The 25,755-nt window shown below is 63.9% G+C and carries 20 protein-coding genes and 1 pseudogene; 2 read left to right on the forward strand and 19 right to left on the reverse strand.

All coding sequences use genetic code 11. The features are described 5' to 3' along the window. Window positions 1-108: 108 nt before the first annotated feature. Window positions 109-597: a nitrate reductase associated protein gene (locus ACR9ZC_RS24650; protein ID WP_440558834.1), complete on the reverse strand. Its 489-nt coding sequence runs from the start codon at window positions 595-597 to the stop codon at window positions 109-111. Window positions 598-684: 87 nt separating this feature from the next. Here ACR9ZC_RS24650 and fdhD point away from each other — a divergent pair, with 87 nt between their 5' ends. Next, window positions 685-1,563, forward strand: a complete 879-nt coding sequence (fdhD, locus tag ACR9ZC_RS24655) for a formate dehydrogenase accessory sulfurtransferase FdhD (RefSeq protein ID WP_481582266.1) — start codon at window positions 685-687, stop codon at window positions 1,561-1,563. 6 nt (window positions 1,564-1,569) lie between these two features. Here fdhD and ACR9ZC_RS24660 read toward each other — a convergent pair whose 3' ends face one another. The 18 genes and pseudogenes from ACR9ZC_RS24660 to ACR9ZC_RS24745 form a co-directional block, all read right to left on the reverse strand. Then, window positions 1,570-2,334, reverse strand: coding sequence for an enoyl-CoA hydratase (locus ACR9ZC_RS24660; RefSeq protein ID WP_481582267.1), 765 nt, complete (start codon window positions 2,332-2,334; stop codon window positions 1,570-1,572). 105 nt (window positions 2,335-2,439) lie between these two features. Next, entirely contained in the window at window positions 2,440-3,639 is a 1,200-nt protein-coding gene (locus ACR9ZC_RS24665; RefSeq protein WP_331569597.1) for an acetyl-CoA C-acyltransferase, read from the reverse strand. Window positions 3,640-3,664: 25 nt separating this feature from the next. After that, window positions 3,665-6,103, reverse strand: coding sequence for a 3-hydroxyacyl-CoA dehydrogenase/enoyl-CoA hydratase family protein (locus ACR9ZC_RS24670; RefSeq protein WP_481582268.1), 2,439 nt, complete (start codon window positions 6,101-6,103; stop codon window positions 3,665-3,667). Between the two features lie 126 nt (window positions 6,104-6,229). Then, a complete protein-coding gene (locus ACR9ZC_RS24675) occupies window positions 6,230-8,017 on the reverse strand; it encodes an acyl-CoA dehydrogenase C-terminal domain-containing protein (RefSeq protein WP_481582269.1) in 1,788 nt (595 codons plus the stop codon). A gap of 72 nt (window positions 8,018-8,089) precedes the next feature. Further along, window positions 8,090-8,776 (reverse strand): TetR/AcrR family transcriptional regulator, encoded by a 687-nt coding sequence (locus tag ACR9ZC_RS24680; protein ID WP_481582270.1) that lies wholly within the window; start codon window positions 8,774-8,776, stop codon window positions 8,090-8,092. 179 nt (window positions 8,777-8,955) lie between these two features. Beyond that, complete coding sequence (locus ACR9ZC_RS24685; protein WP_481582271.1) at window positions 8,956-10,203, reverse strand: phospholipase D-like domain-containing protein; 1,248 nt, start codon at window positions 10,201-10,203, stop codon at window positions 8,956-8,958. Next, window positions 10,200-10,676, reverse strand: a complete 477-nt coding sequence (gene nudB / locus ACR9ZC_RS24690; protein WP_481582272.1) for a dihydroneopterin triphosphate diphosphatase — start codon at window positions 10,674-10,676, stop codon at window positions 10,200-10,202. The genes ACR9ZC_RS24685 and nudB overlap by 4 nt, the downstream gene beginning before the upstream one ends. A 69-nt stretch (window positions 10,677-10,745) precedes the next feature. Then, complete coding sequence (aspS, locus tag ACR9ZC_RS24695; protein ID WP_481582273.1) at window positions 10,746-12,548, reverse strand: aspartate--tRNA ligase; 1,803 nt, start codon at window positions 12,546-12,548, stop codon at window positions 10,746-10,748. 58 nt (window positions 12,549-12,606) lie between these two features. Continuing rightward, a complete protein-coding gene (locus tag ACR9ZC_RS24700) occupies window positions 12,607-13,257 on the reverse strand; it encodes a DUF502 domain-containing protein (protein WP_481582274.1) in 651 nt (216 codons plus the stop codon). Window positions 13,258-13,387: 130 nt separating this feature from the next. After that, window positions 13,388-13,753, reverse strand: coding sequence for an FmdB family zinc ribbon protein (locus tag ACR9ZC_RS24705; RefSeq protein WP_481582275.1), 366 nt, complete (start codon window positions 13,751-13,753; stop codon window positions 13,388-13,390). Window positions 13,754-13,907: 154 nt separating this feature from the next. Then, window positions 13,908-14,527 (reverse strand): annotated as a pseudogene (locus ACR9ZC_RS24710) (methyltransferase domain-containing protein). Between the two features lie 15 nt (window positions 14,528-14,542). Beyond that, window positions 14,543-16,120, reverse strand: coding sequence for a ubiquinone biosynthesis regulatory protein kinase UbiB (gene ubiB / locus ACR9ZC_RS24715; protein ID WP_481582276.1), 1,578 nt, complete (start codon window positions 16,118-16,120; stop codon window positions 14,543-14,545). Between the two features lie 19 nt (window positions 16,121-16,139). Further along, window positions 16,140-16,766 (reverse strand): ubiquinone biosynthesis accessory factor UbiJ, encoded by a 627-nt coding sequence (locus ACR9ZC_RS24720; protein ID WP_481582765.1) that lies wholly within the window; start codon window positions 16,764-16,766, stop codon window positions 16,140-16,142. 178 nt (window positions 16,767-16,944) lie between these two features. Then, on the reverse strand, window positions 16,945-17,943 hold the full coding sequence (locus tag ACR9ZC_RS24725) for a Tim44 domain-containing protein (protein WP_481582277.1): 999 nt from the start codon (window positions 17,941-17,943) through the stop codon (window positions 16,945-16,947). A 37-nt stretch (window positions 17,944-17,980) separates the two neighbouring features. Continuing rightward, entirely contained in the window at window positions 17,981-18,712 is a 732-nt protein-coding gene (ubiE, locus tag ACR9ZC_RS24730; RefSeq protein WP_481582278.1) for a bifunctional demethylmenaquinone methyltransferase/2-methoxy-6-polyprenyl-1,4-benzoquinol methylase UbiE, read from the reverse strand. Between the two features lie 32 nt (window positions 18,713-18,744). Then, a complete protein-coding gene (locus tag ACR9ZC_RS24735; protein WP_481582279.1) occupies window positions 18,745-19,167 on the reverse strand; it encodes a gamma-butyrobetaine hydroxylase family protein in 423 nt (140 codons plus the stop codon). 65 nt (window positions 19,168-19,232) lie between these two features. Further along, entirely contained in the window at window positions 19,233-19,661 is a 429-nt protein-coding gene (locus tag ACR9ZC_RS24740; protein ID WP_481582280.1) for an HIT family protein, read from the reverse strand. Between the two features lie 60 nt (window positions 19,662-19,721). Next, window positions 19,722-23,738, reverse strand: a complete 4,017-nt coding sequence (locus ACR9ZC_RS24745) for a DUF3683 domain-containing protein (protein WP_481582281.1) — start codon at window positions 23,736-23,738, stop codon at window positions 19,722-19,724. 459 nt (window positions 23,739-24,197) lie between these two features. On the opposite strand from ACR9ZC_RS24745, the gene ilvA reads away from it, so the two are divergent. Further along, window positions 24,198-25,727, forward strand: a complete 1,530-nt coding sequence (gene ilvA / locus ACR9ZC_RS24750; protein WP_331569627.1) for a threonine ammonia-lyase, biosynthetic — start codon at window positions 24,198-24,200, stop codon at window positions 25,725-25,727. The last annotated feature ends 28 nt before the right edge of the window (window positions 25,728-25,755 follow it).

Below are 25,755 nucleotides of genomic sequence, written 5' to 3' on the forward strand. Positions count from 1 at the left end.
GGCACCGCGAGTGAATCGAATTTTTGACGTGCCAACCTATCGATAACGGCAGCGACGGCGAAAACTTGAGGGGCGCGCGCAAAAAACGGCCCCAGAGGAGGTCCGGCGCTACGGTCGGGCGAGGTCCGCGAGCCCGAACTCGCGCATCGCAGGCACGAAATCGTGATTGCCCTCGGGTTTGCGCGAAAGCTTCGTCAGGACATACCGCTTGAATGGATCGAGCCCGCCCCAGCGCTGCGCTTCGACAGGCTCGAGTCCGGCAATCCGGCACTGATTTTGCACGCCGTCGGGCACGACCGACGTCTCGCGCCACGCCGGGTTCGGCTCCGGCGCGAACCAATCGGGCTCGACGTTGGCGTGAGTACGCATCATTTCGAACAGCGCATGGTCGAAGTTCGGCTCGATGGCCGTGTCCTCGTCGACGGGAAACCGCGCCAGCAATACGCGATCGGCGTGGGGCAGGCACTGCCACTGGGCGAGGGAAATGCGCAGTCCGAAGCGATCCAGATTGAAGCGGACCGACATCGGCATGAATTTGAGGTTTTCCGACGATACGGCTTCGAAATCGAACATCAGCGGCGATTCGTGCAATCCCATGACCGAGTCCTCGTGTTTCGAGGCGGCAATGCCTCGTCCGGCAGGCCGAGCTGGCTTCGGGTATTTTAGAACCTTATTCGACCGGCAATGGCGCAACGCACCGTCCGGTCACCTGGAACATGCCGAGGAGCGACCTTGAACGACCCACTGGACTACGCCGAGCAAGCCGGCGCCATCGAACAACCGGTGCGCCGGCACCGAGCGGGCGCGGTCGAGTCCGTGACCGACCGCATCGGCCAGGAATGGCCTGTCGCCCTCGTATTCAATGGGATTTCGCATGCGGTGATGATGTGCACCCCGCGCGATCTGGAGGCGTTCGCCGTCGGGTTTTCGATTTCCGAGGGCATCGTCGAGCGCGGTAGCGATATCCATGACATCGAGGTTGCGATCCATGCCGACGCGGCACCCATTCCCTACGCCGAGGTGGCGCTGACGGTCGTTCAGCAGGCATTCGTCGCGCTCAAGGACCGCCGCCGCGCGCTGGCGGGCCGCACGGGCTGCGGCGTCTGCGGCATCGAAAGCATCGACTTGCTCGACCTCACCCCCGAACGAGTACCCGAGCATGGTTTTCTCGCACGGCTGGCTCCCGATGCGATCGCGCGCGCGGCGCGCGAGCTGCCCGAGCATCAAGTCCTGACGAGACTCACGGGCGGCTTGCACGCCGCCGCCTGGTGCGACAGCGAGGGATCGATCGTCGCGGCGTTCGAGGACGTGGGACGCCACAACGCGTTGGACAAGCTGATCGGCCATCTCATACTGCAGCGCGCCGATACGACGGACGGGTTCGTCTTCCTGTCTAGCCGCGCGAGCTATGAGCTCGTACGAAAAGCGGCACGTGTCGGCATCCCGATGGTCGCGACGATCTCGGCACCTTCGTCGCTGGCGGTTTCGATCGCCCGGCAAGCCGGAATTCGCCTGCTCAGTTTCTGCCGCGAAGCGGGCTACGTGGACTACACGACGGCCTAGGCCTGTTCAATCGAACTGCCTGAAATCGGGTCTGCGCTTTTGGAAAAACGCGGTCATCGCCTCGCGCGCCTCCGGCGAAAGCAGCATCTTGCCGAAGTGGACGACTTCGTCGTTCATGCGCTCGGCGACTTCATGTGCGTGTGCGCGCTTCATCAGCATCTTCGTGACGCGCAGCGACGAAGCGGGCAACGCAGCCAGCTTCGTCGCCTGCCCGAATGCAAAGGCTTCGAGGTCGGCAGCCGGTAGCAACCGATTCACGATCCCCATTCTGTGCGCTTCGTCGGCGTCGAACGGCTCACCGAGCAACAGCTTCTCGGCCGCGAGCTGATGGCCGCAAAGACGCGGCAGCAGCAAGCTCGATGCGGCCTCGGGGCACAGCCCCAGTTGCGCAAACGGCAGCGAAAAAACCGCCGATTCAGCGGCGTAGACGATATCGCAGTGAAGCAGCAGCGTCGTGCCGATGCCGATCGCGACGCCGGCGACCGACGCGACCACCGGCTTGTCGACCGTGCTGATGCTCCGCAGGAACTGCAGGACCGGCGCATCGGCATCCGTCGGCGGCGATTTCATGAAGTCTTCGAGGTCGTTGCCCGCGCTGAACGCTGCCGCGCCGCCGCGAATCAGAATCGCACGCACGCTGGCGTCGTCATGTGCGTGCGCGAGTGCGTCGGTCATCGCACGATACATCGAGGACGTAATCGCGTTTTTCTTCTCCGGCCGGTTGAACGTTATCGTCATGACGCCTTCGGCGCGTTCGACCAAAATATCCATTGCCTGCGTCTCCTCGAAGATTGTTACGGGACAAAGCATTCGCGGGCGGTCGGCGAGCACCCGATCATCCGCCCGCGAACTCCGTACACGGCCAGGTGCCCCCCCTCAAAGCCGCTCGATGATGCCCGCGGCGCCCATACCGGTGCCGACGCACATCGTCACCATGCCGTACTTCAGATTGCGCCGACGCAGACCATGGACGACCGTGGCCGCGCGGATCGCGCCCGTCGCACCGAGCGGATGGCCAAGCGCAATCGCACCGCCCAACGGATTGATCTTGGCCGGATCGAGGCCCAATTCACGAATCACCGCCAGCGATTGCGCGGCGAATGCTTCATTGAGTTCGATCCAGTCCAGATCGTCCTGCTTCAACCCCGCAGCCTTGAGCGCCGCCGGAATCGCCTCTTTCGGGCCGATGCCCATGACTTCCGGCGGCACGCCACGCACGGCGAAGCTCACGAAGCGAGCGAGCGGCGTCAGCCCGAACTGCTTGAGAATCTTTTCGGAGACGACGATCAGCGCACCCGCACCGTCCGACGTTTGCGAGCTGTTGCCCGCCGTCACCGAGCCCTTGTTGGCGAACACCGCACGCAGCTTCGCCAGCCCTTCGAGCGACGTATCGGGGCGCGGCCCCTCGTCGAGCGCGATCTCGCGCGTTTTGGTCCTGACCTCGCCGCTCGCGAGATCGGGCACGCGCTCGACGATTTGAAACGGTGCGATCTCATCGCGGAACTCGCCCGCCTGCTGTCCCGCGATCGCCTTGCGGTGCGATTCGAGCGAAAACTTGTCCTGATCCTCGCGGCTCACCTTCCACCGTTCGGCGACGCGCTCGGCGGTGAGCCCCATGCCGTAGGCGATGCCGATATTTTCGTCGCGATCGAAAATGTGCGGTGACATCGACGGCGTGTTGCCCATCATCGGCACCATGCTCATCGATTCGCAACCGCCCGCGATCATCGCATCGGCCTCGCCGACGCGAATGCGATCGGCAGCCATGGCCAGCGCCGTCACGCCCGATGCGCAAAACCGGTTGACGGTCACGCCGCCGACCGATTGCGGCAAGCCCGCCAGCAGCGCACCGATCCGCGCGACGTTGAGGCCTTGCTCCGCTTCGGGAATCGCGCAGCCGACGATCGCATCCTCGATCACTTTCGTATCGAGCCCCGGTACCTGCGCCACGGCCGCCTTGATCGCATGGACGAGCAGCTCGTCGGGCCGCGTGTTCCTGAACGCGCCGCGCGGCGCCTTGCCGATCGGCGTACGGCTCGCCGCGACGATATATGCGTCTTGCAACTGTTTGCTCATTTGCAGCTCCTGAATGCGACTCTCGTTAATTGCGCACCGGCTTGCCGGTCTGCAGCATGCCCATGATCCGCTCCTGCGTCTTTTGCGTGCCGAGCAATTCGACGAAAGCGCGCCGCTCGAGCGTCAGCAGCCATTCCTCGTCGACGAGACTGCCGGCTTCCACGTCGCCGCCGCAGATCACCTCGGCAATACGCGAAGCGATCAGGAAATCGTGAGCGCTGATGAAGTTGCCGTCGCGCATGTTGACCAGTTGAGCCTTGATCGTCGAGATCGCGGAGCGGCCCGCCACCGGAATCTGCGTGGCACGCAACGGCGGACGGTAGCCTGCCGCGGCCAGCGCGCGCGCCTCCTTCTTCGCGGTATCGAGCAGCTCGAACACGTTGAAGACGATCGTGTCGGACGGCTTGAGATACCCCATTGCACGCGCCTCGAGCGCCGAGCCGGAGACTTTGGCCATCGCCGCGTTCTCGAACGATTTGCCGATGAACTTCAACAGTTCGCCCGTCGGCGCGCCGATCGCCGCGGCCGCGTCGGCGGCCCGCAATGCCGCTTCCTTGAGCCCGCCCCCGGCCGGCACGAGCCCGACACCCACTTCGACGAGGCCGATGTAGCTTTCGATGTGCGCGACGCGCTTCGCACTGTGCAGAACCAGCTCGCAACCGCCACCGAGCGCGATGCCCGAGATCGCCGCGACGACGGGGACGTTCGCATACTTGATCCGCAACATCCCCTGCTGGAATTTCTTCACGAACGGCTCGATGCCCTTGGCGCCGCCCATCATGAAAGCGGGCATGGCCTCCTCGAGATTGGCACCGGCTGAAAACGGACCGCCCGGCGTCCCGAGCTTGAGCGAGGTCGGCTGCCAGACGACCACGGCCTTGTACGCCTTCTCGGCGAGCTCGATCGCCTGCACGATCCCGTCGATCACGCTCGGGCCGATCGTGTTCATCTTGCTCTTGAACGACACGACGACCACATCGTCTTCACCTGCGCGCGGATCGACCCAGGCGCGCACCGCATCGGTTTCGAAAAGCGTCTTGCCGTCGGTCTTCGGATCGATCCCGGTTTCGCCGACGAGCGGTGCGCGGAACACCTGCTTGTCATAGACGGGAAGCGCCGGGCGCGGCACGAACTTGCCCGCGGCGGGCGACCACGAGCCCTCGTTCGTATGCACACCACCGCTTTCGGCCACCGCACCTTCGAACACCCACGACGGCAGCGGCGCCTTCGAAAGCGCCTTGCCCGCGCTGACGTCTTCCTGCACCCATTCGGCGACCTGCTTCCAGCCGGCCGCCTGCCAACCTTCGAACGGTCCATCGTTCCAGCCGAAGCCCCAACGGATCGCCAGATCGACATCGCGCGCGTTATCGGCGATCGACTCGAGATGCACGGCGATGTAGTGGAATACGTCGCGGAAAATCGCCCAGAGGAACTGGGCCTGCGGGTGCTCCGATTCGCGCAGCAGCTTCAACCGTTCCGCGGCCGGGCGCTTGAGAATGCGGCCGACGAGCTCGTCCGCCTTGGCACCGCCTTCGATATAGGTACCCGATTTCGGGTCGAGCACCTTGATGGCCTTGCCTTCCTTCCTGTAAAAGCCTGCCCCGGTCTTCTGGCCGAGCGCGCCCTGCTTCACGAGCTCCGCCAGTACGGCCGGCGTTTCATAGACGGGCGCAAACGGATCGTCGGCGAGATTGTCCTGCATCGTCTTGATGACATGGGCCATCGTGTCCAGGCCGACGACATCGGCGGTACGGAACGTCGCCGATTTGGCGCGGCCGAGCCGCGCGCCGGTCAGATCGTCGACCTCGTCGAAGCGCAGACCGAACTTCTGCGCTTCCGCGATCACGGCAAGAATCGAGAACACGCCGACGCGATTGGCGATGAAGTTCGGCGTATCCTTGGCCCGCACGACGCCCTTGCCGACGACGCTCGTCAAGAACGTCTCGAGATCGTCGAGAATCTGCGCACGCGTATGCGGCGTCGGAATCAGCTCGACGAGATGCATGTAGCGCGGCGGATTGAAGAAATGCACGCCGCAAAAGCGCGCTTTGAGTTCGTCGGAGAATCCGTCCGACAGCTTGCCGATCGACAGCCCCGAAGTATTCGTGGCGAAAATCGCATGCGGCGCGAGATGCGGCGAGACCTTCTTGTAGAGGTCATGCTTCCAGTCCATGCGCTCGGCGATGGCTTCGATGACGAGATCGCACTCGCCCAGCCGGGCGATGTCGTCTTCATAATTGGCCGGCTCGAGAAAGCGCGCGTCGTCCTTGACGCCGAACGGCGCGGGCGAGAGCTTCTTGAGATTCTCGATCGCTTTCAGGGCGATCCCGTTTTTGGGGCCTTCCTTGGCCGGCAGATCGAAGAGCAGCACCGGAACCTTGGCATTGATCAGATGCGCCGCGATCTGCGCACCCATCACGCCGGCACCGAGCACGGCCACCTTGCGAATGATCAGGTTGCTCACGTCAATTCTCCCTCGGAGTCATGCGGTTTGCCGGCCCCCGCTTGGGCGCATCAGGCGCACCTTGCGGCAGCCGGCCGATATGAAACGGACGCGTCGAACGAAGACGTCGGCGAATCTCGTCATCGTTCAGAAAAGCGCCTCGTCGATGTCCATCAATGGCTTTGCACCGGCACGCGCCATACGAATCGTGGCGGCCGTCTCGGGCAGCAGTTTGGCGAAGTAAAAACGCGCGGTGGCAAGTTTCGACTTATAGAACGGATCGCCCGACGCCTCTTTGTCGAGCGCGATGCGCGCCATGCGGGCCCAGAAATACGAAAACACGAGGTGCCCCACTGTGCGCAGATAGGGCACGGCCGCCGCCCCGACCTCGTCCGGGTTCTGCATGGCCTTCATGCCGATTTCCATCGTCAGCTTCTGCACTTTCTCGCCGATGTCGGCCAGCGGATTGACGAACTCCTGCATCTCGGGCTTCACGCCCTGCTCTTCGACGAAATCCGACACGAGCTTGCCGAATTTCTTGAGCTTCGCGCCCATGTCGCCGAGCACCTTGCGGCCCAGCAGATCGAGTGCCTGCACGGCGTTCGTGCCTTCGTAGATCATGTTGATGCGCGCGTCGCGCACGTACTGCTCCATTCCCCATTCGGAAATGAAGCCGTGACCGCCGAAGACCTGCATGGCGTGATTCGTGCATTCGAATGCGTTGTCGGTCAGGAACGCCTTGATGATCGGCGTCAGCAGAGCGACGAGATCGGCCGCTTCCTTGCGCACCGATTCGTCGGCGTGGGAGAGTTCCTTGTCGATCTGCAGTGCCGACCAGTACGTGAATGCACGCCCGCCCTCGGCATAGGCCTTTTGCGTCAGCAGCAGGCGGCGAACGTCCGGATGCACGATGATCGGGTCCGCCGGCTTGTCCGGTGCTTTGGGCCCGGTCAGCGAGCGCATCTGCAAGCGCTCCTTCGCATAGGCGAGCGAGTTCTGGTACGCGACTTCCGTAAGGCCGAGCCCTTGCATGCCGACGCCGAGCCGCGCCGCGTTCATCATCACGAACATGGCCTGCAGCCCGCGGTTCGGCTCGCCCACGAGCCAACCCTTCGCGTTGTCGAGATTCATGACGCAGGTGGCGTTGCCGTGGATGCCCATCTTGTGCTCGATCGAGCCGCACTTGACGCCATTGCGCTCGCCGATCTCGCCGCTTGCGTTCGGCACGAATTTCGGCACGATGAAAAGCGAAATGCCCTTCGTTCCCGGCGGCGCGTCGGGCAGCCGGGCAAGCACGAGGTGCACGATGTTTTCGGCGAGATCGTGCTCGCCGCTCGAAATGAAGATCTTGGTGCCGGTGATCGAGTAGGAGCCGTCGAGCGCGGGCTCGGCTTTCGTGCGCAGAATGCCGAGGTCCGTACCGCAATGGGGCTCGGTCAGGCACATCGTGCCCGTCCACGTGCCGGCCACGAGCTTCGGCAGATAGACGCGCTGCTGCTCCGGCGTGCCGTGCTCCCGCAAACATTCGTAGGCGCCATGAGAGAGCCCCGGATACATCGTCCAGGCCTGATTGGCCGAGTTGGCCATTTCATACAGCGCGTTGTTGACGAATGCGGGCAGGCCCTGGCCACCGTATTCAGGGTCGCAGCCGAGCGCGGGCCAACCTGCCGCGACGTATTGCGCGTAGGCCTCCTTGAAACCCTTCGGCGTCGTGACGACACCGTCGCCCTGATAGACGCAGCCTTCGCGGTCGCCGGTCTGGTTCAGCGGGAAGAGCACCTCCGAGCAGAACTTGCCGGCCTCCTCGAGCACCTGGTTGATCGTATCGGCATCCAGATCGGCATGTTTCGGCATGCCTTTCAGTTCGGCTTCGACATCGAGCAGCTCGTGCATGACGAACTGCATGTCCCGCAACGGCGCGGCGTACTGACCCATGACTCCCCTCCCAAGATATGCAGCGATCAGCTCGGCCGTCGCGCGGGCGGGTATCGATGGCCCGCGCGCCCGCTAACGGCTTTCGCTCTGACTTTGCGATGAACCGCCCCCACGCTCACTTCGTTCACTGCCCCCCGAGGGGGCATCAGTGCGCTTGGGGCGGCCCGGCTCGCACTGATACAAGACGATCGTCTTTTCCAACGCGGCCCACGTCAGTCGCACCGCATCCGGCAGGTGCAGAAAGCGTGCATCATGATGCAGACCGAGCGTGAAACTATACAGTTCGAAAAGCATCAGATTCGGATCGGTATCCGGACGCAAATGCCCCTCCGCCAACGCCTGCGAAATCGCGCGCAGCAATGCCGCACGCCAGGTCGACACACTCGCGACGAGCTCTTCGCGGACCGGATTGTCGCCGCGATCGTCGTACTCGACCGCGCCGCTGATATAGATGCATCCCGTCGTCACTTCCTGGATGCGCTTCTCGATCCAGCGGCTCAGCATTGCACGCAAACGCGGCAACCCGCGCGGCTCGCGCAGGCTCGGGAAGAAGACCTCTTCCTCGAAGCGGCGGTGGTACTCGCGCACCACCTCCACCTGCAAATCTTCGCGCGAGCCAAAGTGCGCGAACACGCCGCTCTTGCTCATCTGCATACGCTCGGCCAAAAGCCCGATCGTCAGGCCCTCGAGCCCATCGCGGCTCGCCAGGTCAAGCGCAGCATCGAGAATCGCGGCGCGCGTCTGTTCACCTTTTCGCATGGCCAAATACCGTTCTTATAGGATTCCATCCAAAAACGAACGGCCGTACTATTATTGAGCGCAGCCGTCGTCGAAACAAGGACTTTATTAGAAAACCCGATCTAACCGGGCAGAGTTCCGATGATCGGAGTATTGCCGCATTCGCCGGTATCGGGATAGAGGGCTTTCGCGGATTGCCCTCAGTCGTAGCCGCCGATCGTGAGCAGTTTCATTGCCATGCGGTAGACCATATAGGCCGCCCGGTTCACGACCCGCTCGTACCAGGGGCGTGCCGCATAGCGGACGGCGTCGATCGGTCTCCCATCGTCGAAGGCCGCGAGAATCGCGCGGCGCAAAAGACCGATTTCGTCGTGCTCGACGAGCACGACATTCGCTTCATTGTTGAGCACCAGGCTAAGCGCATCGAGATTGGACGAACCGATCGTCGCCCAACTCGAATCGATGACCGCCACCTTGGCATGCAGCATCGTCTTTTCATACTCCCCGATACGCACGCCCGCCATCAACAGTGTTCGATAGAGGTAGCGCACGGCATGATCGAGTACGACGAATTCCTTTCTGCCGACGAGCAGGCGCACATCCACGCCGCGCCTTGCCGCGCGCACGAGCGCGCGACGCATTCGGCGTCCCGGCATGAAGTAGGGGTTGGCGACGAGGATTTCGCGGCGCGCGCGGCCGATCGCCACGAGGTAGGCCTTTTCGATCGCGCGGCGGTTCACGAGATTATCGCGCGCGATGAATGCGACGGCTGGCTCGCCGGCCGTCAAAGGCGCGGCGCGCCGCGCACGCACGCCAGGGGCTGACGAAATACCCCGCATGCCCGCGCGCAGCGCGTCGAGCGGATTCGGCCGATGGCCGATCTCCAGACGGCGCCATTGGATGTCGAACGCCGCTCGTACCTGCGCAACGACGGGCCCGTTCAATTCCACGGCAAAATCCCAACGCGGGAACGGCAGGCGCAAAGCGCCGGCATCGTAATCGTCGACGATATTGATGCCCCCGCAAAACGCGGCGATTCCGTCGACAAAAGCGATCTTCCGATGCGTGCGCGAAAAGCCGAACCGGCCGAACAGGTGCGGATTGTAGATGCGGTGTTCGACGCCGGCTTCACGCCACGCGTCGAAGAGCGGAAGCCGGCCCGTGCCGATGCCGTCGGTGATCACGCGCACGCGCACGCCGCGCGCGGCCGCGCGCGTCAGCGCCTCCGATACCGGACGGCCGGCTGCATCGTCGCAATAGATATACGTTTCGAGCGCCACGTCGTGCTGCGCCGCGTCGATGCGGGCAACGAGCGCCGCGAAGTAGGCATCGCCCGTCCCGAAAAGGCGCACGCGATTGCCGGCGGTAAAGGCAAGGCGGATCGAACGACGCCGCGACACCAGCGCCGCGCCGAAGCGCGCCAACCGGCGCGCGCCGTGACGGCTCATTCGCCGCGCGCTCGCAAGCGACGCGGCAACTGCAGGATCGCGTCGCGGTTGGACGACGAAAAGCACCGGGCCGCCGCTTGCTCGTAGGGCAGCCAGAGGTAAGCGGTGTGCTCGCGCGGTGCGAGCTTCACCTCGAGCCGCCGCGGCACTTCGAGCCCGAACCAGTGCTCCAGGTTGCGAGTGACGCCTTCGGCATAGCGATGGCGCCAGACCGGGTAGATGTCGTACTCGATGTGCTGGCCCCAATCGACGAGCGCGTTCGCCGGCACGTCGGCACTGCCGATGGCGATGCCCGTTTCCTCCGCCACCTCGCGCATCGCGGTCTGCGTCAGCGGTTCATCGAGGCTGTCCTTCGACCCGGTCACGGATTGCCAGAACCCAGGCCGGTCGGCGCGCTCGATGACGAGCACGTCGAGCTCCGGCGTGTAAATGACGACGAGAACGGACTCCGGGATCTTCGGCGGTTTTTGCATGGCTTTGACAAAAGGCGCCGAAGCGCCTTTTCCGATGATCCGCGCGGCACGCCGCGCGAGAGCAACAGCTTACGCCTTCGGCTGCTCGGGCTGGCGCAGTCGGATGTGCAGCTCGCGCAGTTGGCGCTCGTCGACGGGGCTCGGCGCTTGCGTCAGCAGACATTGCGCACGCTGCGTCTTCGGGAACGCAATGACATCGCGAATCGAATCGGCACCCGCCATCATCGTCACGATGCGGTCGAGACCGAACGCAATCCCGCCATGCGGCGGCGCGCCGTACTGCAGCGCGTCGAGCAGGAAGCCGAACTTCGCACGCGCCTCGTCCGGACCGATCTTCAGCGCGCGGAAGACCTTGCTTTGCACCTCTTCGCGATGGATCCGCACGGATCCGCCGCCGATCTCCCAGCCGTTGAGCACCATATCGTAAGCTTTCGCGAGGCAACGGCCCGGGTCCGTCTCGAGATACTCGAGGTGCTCATCTTTCGGGCTAGTGAACGGATGGTGAGCGGCGACGTGGCGCGCCTCTTCCTCGTCGTATTCGAACATCGGGAAATCGATGACCCACAGCGGCTTCCAGCCTTGCTCGACAAGGCCGTTCGCCTTGCCGAATTCCGAATGGCCGATCTTCAGACGCAATGCGCCGAGGCTGTCGTTGACCACCTTCGCGCGATCGGCGGCAAAGAAAACGATGTCGCCGTCCTCAGCGCCGGTGCGCTCGAGGATCGCCGCAATCGCCGCATCGTGCAGGTTCTTGACGATCGGGCTTTGCAGACCGTCACGCCCCTTCGCGGCATCGTTGACCTTGATCCAGGCGAGGCCTTTCGCGCCGTAAATGCGCACGAACTCCGTATACCCGTCGATGTCGCCGCGCGAGAGCTCGCTGCCCTTGGGCACGCGCAGCGCCGCGACACGGCCGTCCTTCGTATTGGCAGGTGCGCTGAATACCTTGAACTCGACGTCCTTCATGGCATCAGTCAGCTCGGTGAACTCGAGCTTCACACGCAGGTCGGGCTTGTCCGAACCGAAACGCGCCATCGCCTCGGCGTACTGCATGACCGGGAACGGATCGTCGAGCGCGACATCGATCGTTTCCTTGAACACGTGCCGGATCATCTTTTCGAAAAGATCGCGGATTTCCTGTTCCGAGAGGAACGACGTTTCGCAGTCGATTTGCGTGAATTCCGGCTGACGGTCGGCCCGCAGGTCCTCGTCGCGGAAGCATTTGACGATCTGATAGTAGCGATCGAAGTTCGCCACCATCAAAAGCTGCTTGAAAAGCTGGGGCGACTGCGGCAGCGCGAAGAACTGCCCGGCGTTCACACGCGACGGCACGAGGTAGTCGCGCGCGCCTTCGGGCGTGCTCTTCGTGAGCATCGGCGTTTCGATATCGATGAAGCCCTGCGCGTCGAGGTACTTGCGCACTTCGATCGCCACGCGGTAACGCAAACGCAGGTTGTGCTGCATTTGCGGACGGCGCAGATCGAGCACACGGTGCGTCAGGCGCGTGGTTTCCGAGAGATTGTCGTCGTCGAGCTGGAACGGCGGCGTGACCGATGCGTTGAGCACGGTGAGCTCATGGCAGAGCACTTCGATCTTGCCGCTCTTCAGGCCCGCGTTGATCGTACCCTCGGGGCGGTTGCGCACGACGCCGACAACGCGCACGCAGAACTCGTTGCGCACACCCTCTGCGGCTTTGAACATGTCGGCACGATCGGGATCGCAAACGACCTGGACCAGGCCTTCGCGGTCGCGCAGGTCGATGAAAATGACGCCGCCGTGGTCGCGCCGGCGATGCACCCACCCGCAGAGCGCAACGGTTTGACCCAGCAGGTGTTCGGTCACCAGACCGCAGTATTCAGATCTCATCGACATGGTGTTCGTCTATCGTTTGCATGATTGAGCGATGAACGCTACGCGTTTCGCCCGGTATTTAAAGAGGCGGTTCGACGGGCCGGCGCGCCAGGGCGGCCGCGGGCGGCGCCGCGGGGGCGACCACACCCATCGAGACGATGTACTTGAGCGCCGCATCGACGCTCATATCGAGCTCGATGACTTCGCTTTTCGGCACCATCAGGAAAAAACCGGAGGTGGGGTTGGGCGTCGTCGGCACATAGACGCTCACGTGCTCGGTGTTCAGGTGGTTGAGGACATCGCCGCCCGGCACACCCGTCAAAAAAGCGATCGTGTAAGAGCCGCGCCGCGGGTATTCGATCAGAAGCGCTTTTCGAAACGCATTGCCGCTGCTCGACAACAGCGTGTCCGAGACCTGTTTCACGCTCGTATACAGCGGGCCCACGATCGGGATGTGACGCACGATGGCGTCCCACCAGGTCACGAGCTTCTGACCGACGAAGTTCTGGGTGAACAGGCCGACGATGAAGATGAACGCCAGCGTCAGCAGCGCGCCGATGCCCGGCAGATGGAAGCCGAAGAGCTTCTCGGGCTGCCACGAAGCCGGCAGCAAGAGCAGCGTCTGGTCCATCGTACCGATGATGAGCCCGAGCACCCATAGCGTGATCGCCAGGGGCACGAGAACCAACAGACCGGTCAGGAATACGGATTTGAACGTCGTGTTTTTCATGTATACCGTCAGAAAACCGCGGAAAAGGTTCGGCGCGGCGTCCGAAAGCGCATTCGAGGACGGCCAGCCTCGAGCGCGCCGGAAGCCGCCCGGCTGCCTGCCCGGTCACCGATCGGCGCGATGCAGCGGATCAGGCGTCCGCCGTGCTGGATGCCGTCGTACCGGAACCGGTCGAGCCGCCCCCGCCCGTCGAAGCCGCGGACGTCGCGGAAGCCGACGAAGCGGTTCCCGTAGCGGTTCCAGAATCACCCGACGCCGTCTTCGATTCGCCGCTGTCTTTCTGGCCATTCGCCGCGGCACCGGCGCCCCTGGAGCCGCCACGAAAATCGGTGACGTACCAGCCCGAGCCCTTCAATTGAAAGCCCGCGGCCGTCACTTGCTTCCGAAATGCCTCGCTCTTGCACTCCGGACACTGCGTGAGCGGTGCGTCGCTCATTTTCTGAAGCACGTCTTTTTCGAATCCGCACGATTCGCAGCGATAAGCGTAGATGGGCATGATTCTCTTCCCGGCAATTCCGACAAAACGGTTCGGTGCGTACAAAGCGTTGAATTATAACCGCAACCGGCCCCGGTCTGATTTCAGGCAGCCGGGGGCCGGGCCGTTCCGAGATGGGGGCGTCGGCGCGAAATTCAAGGCCCCGGAAAGGGCCTCAGCGGCGGCGCCACGTGAGCCAGCGCTCGCGCCCGGTGAAGACGGGTAGGGAGTCGTCGACCGGCGCGTCTTCGACGAGCTCGAACGACGGTGCGAAGAGCGCCTCGAGTTGGGTACGCTCGATACCGAAGGGCGGCCCCTTGGGTGTCGAGCCGAGAAAAAGAAGCCGGCGAGCAAGCCGCCCGGCGCCAGCAGTTGCGCCATGCGTTGGACGTAATCGGCGCGGCGTGCCAGCGGCAGCGCGCAGAAAAACGCCCGCTCGTAGATCCACCCCGGCTCGAACGGCGGCATGTAGCTGAAAAAATCGGCCTGCTCGACCAGCGCGCCGAATTCTCCGAGCTGCGCACGGGCGGCCGCCACCGCATCGGCCGAAAAATCGATGGCGCGCACGGTCCAGCCGGCTCGAGCGAGCGCGAGTGCCACATACGCGCTACCGCAACCCGGGATCAACACGGGGCACCGTTCGGTGCGCGCCATGAAAGCGAGAAACGCATGCTGCACCCCCGCCTGATCCCAGGGCGTGAACCCCTTGCGAAAACGCTCGTCCCAGAAGTGGGCCGAGCCGGGATCGCGGGAATCGAAGGTCGGCTCGCTGCCGGGCTGCGTCGAATCGCTCATAGAGGGGCTCCGGTCTCACCCACCGTATGCCAGCACGAGCCAGAACCGCGCGGCCACCGCGCCGACGCCCATCGCCACGCCGAACAGGAGGAGCGCCTGCAACAGCCGATTCGTACGCCGCTGTTCGACGAGCAGCATCTGAATCACCGTGTCCTGCGCCCCACGCGTACCGTCGTGGCGGCCGGCCAGCACATTGTGCACGAGGCGCGGCAACTGCGGCAGCGTCTTGCTCCACTGCGGCGCTTCGACGCGCAGCCGGTCCAGCCAGCCCCGGATGCCGATCTGTTCGTTCATCCAGCGTTCGAGGTAAGGCTTCGCCGTCTTCCACAGATCGAGCTCCGGATCGAGCGAGCGGCCGAGTCCCTCGACATTGAGCATCGTCTTTTGCAACAACACGAGCTGCGGCTGAATCTCGACATTGAAGCGCCGCGAGGTCGAAAACAGCCTGAGCAACACCTGCCCGAGCGAGATGTCTTTCAGGGCCCGGTCGAAATAGGGCTCGCACACGGCGCGAATCGCACTTTCGAGTTCTTCGACGCGAGTGGTGGGCGGAACCCAGCCCGATTCCAAATGCAGCGTCGCCACGCGGTGATAGTCGCGTTTGAAAAACGCCAGGAAGTTTTGCGCCAGATAGTTTTTGTCGAAGTCCGACAGCGCGCCGATGATGCCGAAGTCGAGCGCGATATAGCGCCCGAAATGCGCTGGATCGAGGCTGACCTGAATGTTGCCCGGGTGCATATCGGCATGAAAAAAGCCGTCCCGGAAAACTTGTGTGAAGAAAATCTCCACACCTTCGCGCGCGAGCTTTGGAATGTCCACGCCCGCCTCGCGCAGCGTCTCGACCTGGCTGATCGGAACGCCGACCATGCGCTCCATGACGAGCACGTTCTGCGTACAGAACTCCCAGTACATCTCCGGGACGAGCAACAGATCGAGCCCGATGAAGTTGCGGCGCAACTGGCTGCCGTTGGCGGCCTCGCGCATCAAGTCGAGTTCGTCGTGGAGGTATTTGTCGAATTCGGCAACGACTTCGCGTGGTTTGAGGCGCTTGCCGTCGGCCCATAGCCGCTCCGCCCAGACCGCGATGTCGCGCAAAAGCGCCAGATCGGAATCGATGACGGGCAGCATGTTCGGCCGAAGCACCTTGATGGCGACGGACTTGCCGGCATGCTGCCCCGCCTTGACCTTCGCGAAGTGCACTTGCGCGATCGATGCGCTCGCCACCGGCACGCGCTCGAATTCGTCGAACAGCGCGTCGACCTTGGCGCCGAGCGATTTTTCGATGATATCGATGGCGACATCCGAATCGAATGGCGGCACCTGATCCTGCAGCTTCGCGAGCTCGATCGCCACGTCGAGCGAAAGCAGATCCCGCCGTGTCGACAGCACTTGACCGAACTTGACGAAAATCGGGCCCAGGCTCTCCAGCGCGAGCCTCAGCCGCACCGCCGGCGGCGACTTGAAGCGACGCCCGATCGTGCCGATGCGCAGCAGGAACCGCACGCGGCGGTCGTTGATGCGGGCCAGCATCATTTCGTCGAGGCCGAACCGGATGACCGTATAGACGATCTTGATAAAGCGCAGAAAACGCATGGAAAAGTCCGTGGCCTCGCTAGCGGGTGCCGCGCGAAATCGAAGCGCCGCCGGCGCCGGCTTGGGCCTCGATGCGCTCGATACGCTTTTCCACGCGTGCAAGGGCATCGCGCGCCCGCGCGAGCTCGGTGTTGAAACTTTCGAGCAACGTGCGCCGCACGAGCTGGGGGTTCTCGTCGAGCAAATACTCGGCCGCCGCGTCGCGCAAATTGCGTCCCGCGCGCAGTGCCCGCTCGCCGGCCGTGCGCACGAGCGCCGACATCCGGTAAGCACTGGCGTCTCCGATCAGCCGCGCGAGATCCTCTTCCGGCTCCCAGCGCAAGTGCTCGGCCAGTTTCCCGAGCTGCGTCGCGAATTCGGCGTCGCCTTCGATCCTTACATGTTTCATGACCGCAGCCTGCCCACCCTGCACGAATGCCGATACCGCTTCGGCCGGCACCGCGATGGAGACATCGGGCAGCGCGCCCTCATGCTCGTCGAGCGCATTGAGATAGCCCTCGGGCTGCACCGCCAAGGTGACGGAAAGCGAAGAGAAGACGAGACGTGCCGTTTTCCCGGAATATGGCACGAGCCGCTCTCGCGCCCAAGCTTCGCGGGCAAGCAGGTGATTGACGGCTGCGGCAAAGGGCTTGGCGGCAAGGATCATCGGGCTCGACATGGCTCGGGACCGCAGTAACAGCTAAAGCAGCAACTGCGGTCGACAAAAAAGCCCGCGAGGCGGCTGCCTGCGCGGGCCACTATTGTAACGTCGGTTCGCGCACGGCCGCCGCCGCATCGCGCGCCATGGTGCGGCCGCGACGCCGCACCCGAACCACGCGTCGCCCTCAGTGCTGCGCGATCTGCTGGATGCCGGCCAGCAGCCAGCCCTCGCCCGTGCGGGCCGCCTTGGAGAGATTCCAGACCTCGACGAACGGCCCGGCCGACTCACCGGCCGACTCGCGAATCAAGCCGCTGAACCTCACGCTCGCCAGATATTCGCTGCCGCGATCTTCGACGCCGATGAGCTCGGCGTTGAGCTGCACGACGTCGGTCTGATCGCGTTCGCGGCCCCGCGCATCGATATCGACCTTCAGTTCAGCGAACATTTCGGGGGTCGTGAATTCGCGAATGTCGGCGAGATTGCCCTCGTCCCACGCCGCCTGCAACCGAACGAAGTTGACCTTCGCGTGGCGCAGGAAGGTTTCGGTGTCGAAACCGGCTGGCAATGCCGCGCTTGACGCAGCGCCCATCGCGGCGCCCGGCATCGCTCCGCTCGAAGCGGCCGGCTCGGCCGTCTGCATACGCGATGCCCCGAACTCCCGCATCGGCGCGCCACCGGTCCCCGCCGCTGCGGCACCATAAGCCGGCACCGGCTCCCGACGGCGCGACATGAATTTACGCACGAGCCAAATGCCCGCCATCGCCAACAACGCGATCACGATGACGTTTGCCATCATGCTGGCAAACGCGCCGCCGAGCCCGAAGTGTGAAAGCAACGCCGCGATGCCGAGGCCGGCGGCCAACCCGGCGATGGGGCCGAGCCAGCGCGAACGCGCGGGCGCCGGCTGCGCCGGGCTCGACGGCGTGCGCGCGGCGGCCGCCGGTTGCGCCGACTGCAGCGAGTTCTGCTGCGTCGACGACTGCGACTGCGTGGCCGTGGACGGTGCCGTTTGCGTGGTCTGGGCCTGGCGCCCGAACGTGCGTCCGCCCCCCAACCGCTTCGCTTCTGCATCGAGCGAAGCAACGGTGGTCACCGCCAGCACCGCGACCAGCGCAACGGAGCCGATCCGCCTCGCAAGGGGCTTAGAAAGGTTTTTGGAAGCAACAGGAAGGGGATCGGACATCTCGAAATTCCTCACGAAAAACAAGCGGTTAGCGGCGCTAATATTTAGTCGCCACGTGCAAGGCTACCACGCCAGCTGACAAATTGTAATATTTGACGGCGTCGAGGCCTGCTTGTTCCATCATTGTTTTCAGTGTTTCCTGATCCGGGTGCATGCGGATCGATTCGGCCAGGTAGCGGTAGCTTTCGGCATCGCGGGCGAATTTGTTGCCGAGCCAGGGTAAGACCTTGAACGAATAGAGGTCGTACGCTTTTTTCAGCGGCTCCCAAACTTTCGAAAACTCGAGCACCAGCAATCGGCCGCCCGGCTTCAGCACGCGCCGCATCTCGGCGAGCGCGACTTCCTTGCGCGTCATGTTGCGCAGCCCGAAAGCGACCGTGACGACGTCGAAGTAATTGTCGGGAAACGGAATCTTCTCCGCGTCGCACAGCAGGGCCGGCGTGATGACACCTTCATCGAGGAGCCGGTCCCGCCCCACCCGCAACATCGATTCGTTGATGTCGGTATGCCACACTTCGCCCGTCGGACCGGCCCGCTTCGCGAATGCCTTGGACAGATCGCCCGTGCCGCCCGCGATATCGAGCACTTTCGCACCCGGACGCACGTTCGCCTGCCCGATGGTGAACTGCTTCCAGACCCGGTGCAGCCCCCCGGACATCAGGTCGTTCATCAAGTCGTAATTCGACGCGACGGAGTGGAACACGCCCGCGACCTTCCTGGCCTTGTCCCGCTCGTCGACCGTTTCGAAGCCGAAGTGGGTCTTGCTCATCGCGAATATCCTCCGCTTTTTATTCAATGGTTTCAGTGGCAATGGCCGTGCGGCGCACCGGAGGCGCCGGGCTCGCTCATCGGCGCATCGCGGTCCACTCCTGCCGCGGCGAGCTTGCCCAGGTATTCGCTCCAGTATGCGTCCTGGCGAGTGGCCAGATCGTGGAGCAAGTCCCATGAGTAAAGACCCGTGGCGTGCCCATCCGAGAATGTCGGCTGCAGTGCGTAGTTGCCGACCGGCGCGATCGAAACGATCGTCACGTCGCGCTTGCCGGTCTGGAGCGTTTCCTGGCCCGGCCCGTGCCCGCGCACCTCGGCTGACGGCGAATAGACGCGTAGCAGTTCGAACGGGACCCGGTAGCTCTGCCCGTCCGCATATTGCAATTCCAGTACACGCGATTTCGCATGGACGACGACGCCGGTCGGAACCGGGGTATCGGGAGTGAGTCCGCTCATGACTGCCTCGATATTCGTTGTGTTCAGTGCCGCCGGCACCCGCAGCGCGCCCCGGACCGCAGGTATCAGGCAAACGCCTGCACGACCTCGCGGCGCACCGCATCGCCAAGCAGCGTGGCCTGTGCGCGGCGCGATGCGAGCAGCGCCTCGGACACGGTGCGCTGCCGCGGCGCCCAGATCGGCAAGGGGAAATGCGCGTCGTTCGTGAAACGCGGGATCACGTGCCAATGCAGGTGCGGCACCTGGTTGCCAAGGCTTGCGAGATTGACCTTGGCCGGCTGCATGACTGTGCGCAATGCTCGTTCGACAGCATAGACCACACGCATCAAACGCTCGCGGTGAGCGGCGGAAAGATCGGAGAATTCGGCGACATGCGCATTCCAAATCACCCGGCAAAAGCCCGGATAGTCGATCTCGTCGGTCAGCACGACGCGCATGGCGTCATCCTGCCAAAGCACCGTTCCCCCTTCCTCACGGCAAAATACGCAGTCCATGGTCGTCCTTTCGCGTCGTTGCGGCCCGATCGTCACCGATCGAGCCGGCGATGGCCGCTATTACACCAGCACGCGCTCGATCCCGCCATCGTTGGCCTGGCGCACGTAGTTCACCATCCAGTCCTCGCCGAGCGTGCGCCGCGCGATTTCGACGACGATGTAGTCAGCCTCGATGTCGGCATCCTCGTTGTAGCGCTTCAGCCCTTGCAGGCAGGAAGGACAGCTCGTGAGAATCTTGACGTTGGCTTCGCCGTTCGCAGCGGCCCCGGCGTTCGCATCGACGATCGGCAGCGCGCGCAATTTGGCCGCCCCCTTTCTGATCTCCTCTTCCTTGCGAAAGCGCACTTGCGTGGAGATGTCGGGGCGGCTCACGGCGAACGTGCCCGATTCGCCGCAGCAGCGGTCGTTCTTCTCGATTTTGTACCCGTCCTTCTCGGCGCCCATCAGCTCGTTGACGAGCTTGACCGGATCCATCGTCTTGATCGGCGTATGGCAGGGATCGTGGTACATGTACCGCGTGCCCTTCACGCCGTCGAGCTTCATGCCCTTTTCCAATAGGAATTCGTGGATGTCGATGATCCGGCAGCCCGGGAAGATCTTCTCGAATTCATAGCCGGCCAGTTGGTCGTAGCAGGTGCCGCACGAGACGACCACGGTCTTGATGTCGAGATAGTTCAATGTGTTCGCCACCCGGTGAAACAGCACGCGGTTGTCGGTCACGATCTTCTCGGCCTTGTCGTACTGCCCAGCACCGCGCTGCGGATAACCGCAGCATAGATAGCCTGGCGGCAGCACCGTCTGCACGCCCGCCTCCCACAGCATCGCCTGCGTCGCGAGGCCGACTTGCGAGAACAGGCGCTCGGAGCCGCAGCCCGGGAAATAGAACACAGCTTCCGAATCGACCGACGTCGTCTTCGGATTGCGAATGATCGGCACGATCTTGTTGTCTTCGATGTCGAGCAGCGCGCGCGCCGTCTTCTTCGGCAGATCGCCCGGCATCTTCTTGTTGATGAAATGGATCACCTGCTCGACGACGGGCGGCTTGCCCGTCGTCGCCGGCGGATGCGCGGTCTGTTTTCTCGCGAACTGCTTGAGCAGGTCGTTGCCGAGCCGCTGCGCCTTGTAGCCGACGCCCATCATCGCCGTGCGCGCCAGATTGATCGTGCGCGGGTTCGTCGCGTTCAGGAAGAACATGCCCGCGGTCGTGCCCGGGTTGAACTTCTTCTTGCCCATCTTGCGCAGAAGGTTGCGCATGTTCATCGACACGTCGCCGAAGTCGATCTTCACCGGACACGGCGTCACGCACTTGTGGCAGACGGTGCAATGGTCCGCGACATCGTTGAACTCGTCCCAATGCTTGATCGACACGCCGCGACGGGTCTGCTCTTCGTAGAGGAACGCCTCGATCAGCAGCGACGTCGCGAGAATCTTGTTGCGCGGGCTGTAGAGCAGGTTCGCCCGCGGCACGTGCGTCGCGCACACCGGCTTGCACTTGCCGCAGCGCAGGCAGTCCTTCACGGAATCGGCAATCGCGCCGATGTCGGACTGCTGCATGATGAGCGACTCGTAACCCATGAGGCCGAAGCTCGGCGTGTAGGCGTTGCGCAAGTCCGCACCAGGCAGCAGCTTGCCCTTGTTGAACCGGCCTTGCGGGTCGATCCGCTCCTTGTAGGCGCGGAATTCGGCAATCTCGTCATCGGTCAGGAATTCGAGCTTGGTGATGCCGATGCCGTGTTCACCCGAAATCACGCCGTCGAGCGAACGCGCGAGCTTCATGATGCGCTCGACCGCCGCGTGGGCATCCTGCAGCATCGCGTAGTTGTCCGAGTTCACCGGAATATTCGTATGCACGTTGCCATCGCCCGCGTGCATATGGAGCGCGACGAAGACACGGCCGCGCAGCACCTGCTTATGGATGGCCTGCGCCTCTTCGAGGATCGGCTTGAACTCTCCGCCGTTGAAGATCTGCCTCAGCTCGGCGCGGATTTCCTGCTTCCACGACACGCGCACCGTGCGATCCTGCGTCACGTCGAAGACCGTTGCATCGGGCTGGCCATCGACGCGGTCGGCGAACTTCTCGGCAAGCCCCTCGTAGCCTAGCTGCACGAGCGTATGCTGCGCCTCGCGAAGCGGCATATCGAGGTTCTCGCGCAGGAAGACCCAGCGCGCACGCACACGCGCGAGCAATGCCAGCGCCTGCTGGACACGGTCTTCGAGCAACTCCGCGCTAGGAATCTCGTTGGCATCGTCGCTTTTGCCGAGCGGCAGCTTCCCGGCCTTGAAAAACGCTTCGAGCGCATCGACGAGCTGCAGCTTGTTCTTGATCGACAGCTCGATGTTGATCCGCTCGATGCCGTCCGTGTATTCGCCCATGCGATCGAGCGGAATCACCACGTCTTCGTTGATCTTGAACGCGTTCGTATGCTTGGCGATCGCCGCCGTGCGGCTGCGGTCGAGCCAAAAACGCTTGCGCGCCTCGGCGCTCACGGCCACGAACCCCTCGCCGCTCTTGCCGTTGGCCATGCGCACCACTTCCGAGGTGGCCGAGGCCACGGCGTCGGCATCGTCACCGACGATGTCGCCGATCAACACCATCTTCGGGAAGGCATTGCGCTTCGATTTGGTCGCGTAACCGACCGCGCGCAAATAGCGTTCGTCCAAATGCTCCAGGCCCGCCAGGATCGCGCCGCCGCGCTTCGCCGTCTCGAACAGGTAGTTCTTGATTTCGACGATGCTCGGTATCGCCTCGCGCGCCTGGCCGAAAAATTCGAGGCAGACCGTGCGCGTGTGCGCGGGCATCTTGTGCAGCACCCAGCGCGCCGACGTGATGAGGCCGTCGCAACCCTCCTTTTGCACGCCGGGCAACCCGGACAGGAACTTATCGGTGACGTCCTTGCCGAGCCCTTCCTTGCGAAAGCGCCGGCCTTCGATCGCCAACGTTTCCGTACGCAAAAAGCGCTCGCCCGGAGCGTGCTCGCCGTCGAACCACTTCAGCTCGAAGCGCGCCATGTCGGCATCGTGGATCTTGCCGAGGTTGTGGCCGAGCCGCGTCACTTCGAGCCAGTTGCCCTCCGGATCGACCATGCGCCACCAGGCGAGATTGTCGAGCGCGGTGCCCCAGAGCACGGCCTTCTTGCCGCCCGCATTCATCGCGATGTTGCCGCCGATGCAGGAGGCGTCGAGCGAAGTCGGATCCACCGCGAACACATAGCCGCCGGCCTCGGCCGCTTCCGTGACGCGACGCGTGACGACGCCCGCGCCCGAAAAGATGGTCGGCACCTTGAGTGCGAGCCCGGGGAGTTCCGTGAGCTCGATTGCGCCCAGTTGCTCGAGCTTTTCCGTATTGATGACGGCCGCAAACGGCGTGAGCGGCACGGCCCCACCCGTATAGCCGGTGCCGCCGCCGCGCGGGATCACCGTCAGGCCCAGCTCGAAGCACGCCTTCACGAGACGCGCGATTTCCTGCTCGGTGTCCGGCGTGAGCACGACGAACGGATATTCGACGCGCCAGTCGGTCGCATCGGTCACGTGCGAGACACGCGACAAGCCGTCGAAGCGGATGTTGTCTTTCTGCGTGCAGCGTCCGAGCACCTTCAGCGCACGGCGGCGCAACTCCGCGAGCGCCGCGAATTCGCCGGCAAACGCGTCCACCGCGCGGCGCGCGGCCGCGACCAATGTTTCCACGCGCGCGGCCCGCTCGCGTCCCGCGTCGTCGCGATGCTCGGCGAGATCGGCGTGCCGCCGCTTCTCGATTTCATTGAGCCGATGCTCGAGCGCCTCGATGAGCAGCGTGCGGCGCCTCGGATTGTCGAGCAGATCGTCTTGCAGATACGGATTGCGGCGCACGACCCAGATGTCGCCCAGCACTTCGTAGAGCATGCGGGCCGAGCGGCCGGTGCGGCGCTCGTTGCGCAGCTCGTCGAGGATGCTCCAGGCTTCGGTGCCAAGCAGCCGGATGACGATTTCGCGATCGGAAAACGACGTGTAGTTGTAGGGAATCTCGCGCAGCCGCGGTTCGGGATCGGCGGCCAATGCCGCGGCGGCGCCGTGCGGGTCGAATACTTGTGGTGCGTTCATGGTCGGACGGATCGATGGGCCGGCTTGCGCATCGGGTCGATTACGCAAACGGCGGCGCGCGTCACGCGCAATGTTTGGAAACTGGGCTTCAAGGCGGTTGGCCGCCGCTCGATGCGGCGCCGGCAAGCCTTCACGGGCAGAGGCTCATGCGTGACGCGATCGCGCGTGACGGACATACTTTTCCGCCGCGGGACGCGCTTCTCGCGGAGCGGGGATCAAGTGGGCGGTCCGAGGCTGCCAGCGCATTTTCCGGTCCTGGTCTCAAACTAGGATTCTACCGCATGAAGCGGGCCGCTGCTCGTGTCGGCCGGCGCCGCCGGGCGCCGCGCCACGCATTGCTCGACCGACCGGACGGCCGGCAGATGACGGGGCGCCGAGAGCCGAAAACACCGCCGTTGGCGCTATCATTGACTATTTCCGCCTCTGCCGGCACTGCAAGCGCTTAGCGCGCACCGTCCCATGACCTCCTCGTCCCACGATTACCTCAAAAAAATCCTCACGGCCCGCGTCTACGACGTTGCGCGCGAAACGGAACTCGAACCCGCGCGCAATCTTTCGGCGCGCTTGGCGAACCGCGTCTATCTGAAGCGCGAGGACAACCAGCCAGTCTTTTCGTTCAAGCTGCGCGGCGCCTACAACAAGATGGTCCATATTCCGACCGACGCGATCGCGCGCGGCGTCATTACGGCCTCGGCCGGCAACCATGCGCAAGGCGTGGCCTACTCGGCCGCGCGCCTCGGCGTGAAGGCCGTCATCGTCGTGCCGGTGACGACGCCGCAGGTGAAGGTCGACGCGGTGCGCGCCCACGGGGGCCCGACCGTCGAGGTGGTGCAAACCGGCGAATCGTATAGCGATGCCTACGCGCATGCGCTCGAGCTGCAGGAAGCGCGCGGACTGACGTTCGTCCATCCGTTCGACGACCCGTATGTGATCGCAGGCCAGGGCACGATCGCGATGGAAATCCTGAGCCAGCACCAGGCACCCATTCATGCGATCTTCGTGCCGATCGGCGGCGGCGGCCTCGCGGCCGGCGTGGCGGCCTATGTCAAAGCCGTACGCCCCGAAATCAAGGTGATCGGCGTGCAGACCGAGGATTCGTGCGCCATGGCGCAGTCGATCAAGGCGTCCGAGCGCGTCACGCTCGCCGAAGTCGGGCTCTTTTCGGACGGCACCGCCGTCAAGCTCGTCGGAACGGAGACGTTCCGGATGTGCCGCGAGTATCTCGACGACGTTCTCATCGTGAACACCGACGCGCTTTGCGCCGCCATCAAAGACGTCTTCCAGGATACCCGCAGCCTGCTCGAGCCGGCTGGCGCCCTCGCCGTTGCGGGCGCCAAGCAATACGCCGAGCGCACCGGCATCGAAAACGAAACGCTCGTCGCCGTCACGTCGGGCGCGAACATGAACTTCGACCGCATGCGTTTCGTCGCCGAGCGTGCCGAAGTCGGGGAGGCGCGCGAAGCCGTCTTCGCCGTCACGATTCCCGAAGAACGCGGCAGCTTCAAGCGCTTTTGCGAACTCGTCGGCGAGCGCAGCGTCACCGAATTCAACTACCGCATCGCCGACGCGAGCGCAGCTCATATCTTCGTCGGCGTGCAGATCAAGAGCCGCGACGAATCGGCCGCCATTGCGCGCGCGTTCGAGGCGCACGGCTTCGCCACCGTCGACCTGACCAGCGACGAGCTCTCGAAGCAGCACATCCGCTATATGGTGGGTGGGCGCTCGCCTCTGGCGCACGACGAGCGCCTCTTTCGCTTCGAGTTCCCGGAGCGCCCGGGCGCATTGATGCGCTTTTTGTCGTCGATGGCGCCGGACTGGAACATCAGCCTTTTCCACTACCGGAACCAGGGCGCGGACTACAGCTCGATCCTGGTCGGTATCCAGGTACCCGTTGCGGACAACGAGGCGTTCGTGCGCTTTTTGTCGACGCTCGGGTATCCGTATTGGGACGAGAGTAGCAACCCCGTTTATCGCCTGTTTCTGGCCTGAGCGCGCTTTCGCGTGCCGGGCACCGCGT

It is taken from the genome of Trinickia sp. HAY1-2D, from assembly GCF_056754935.1.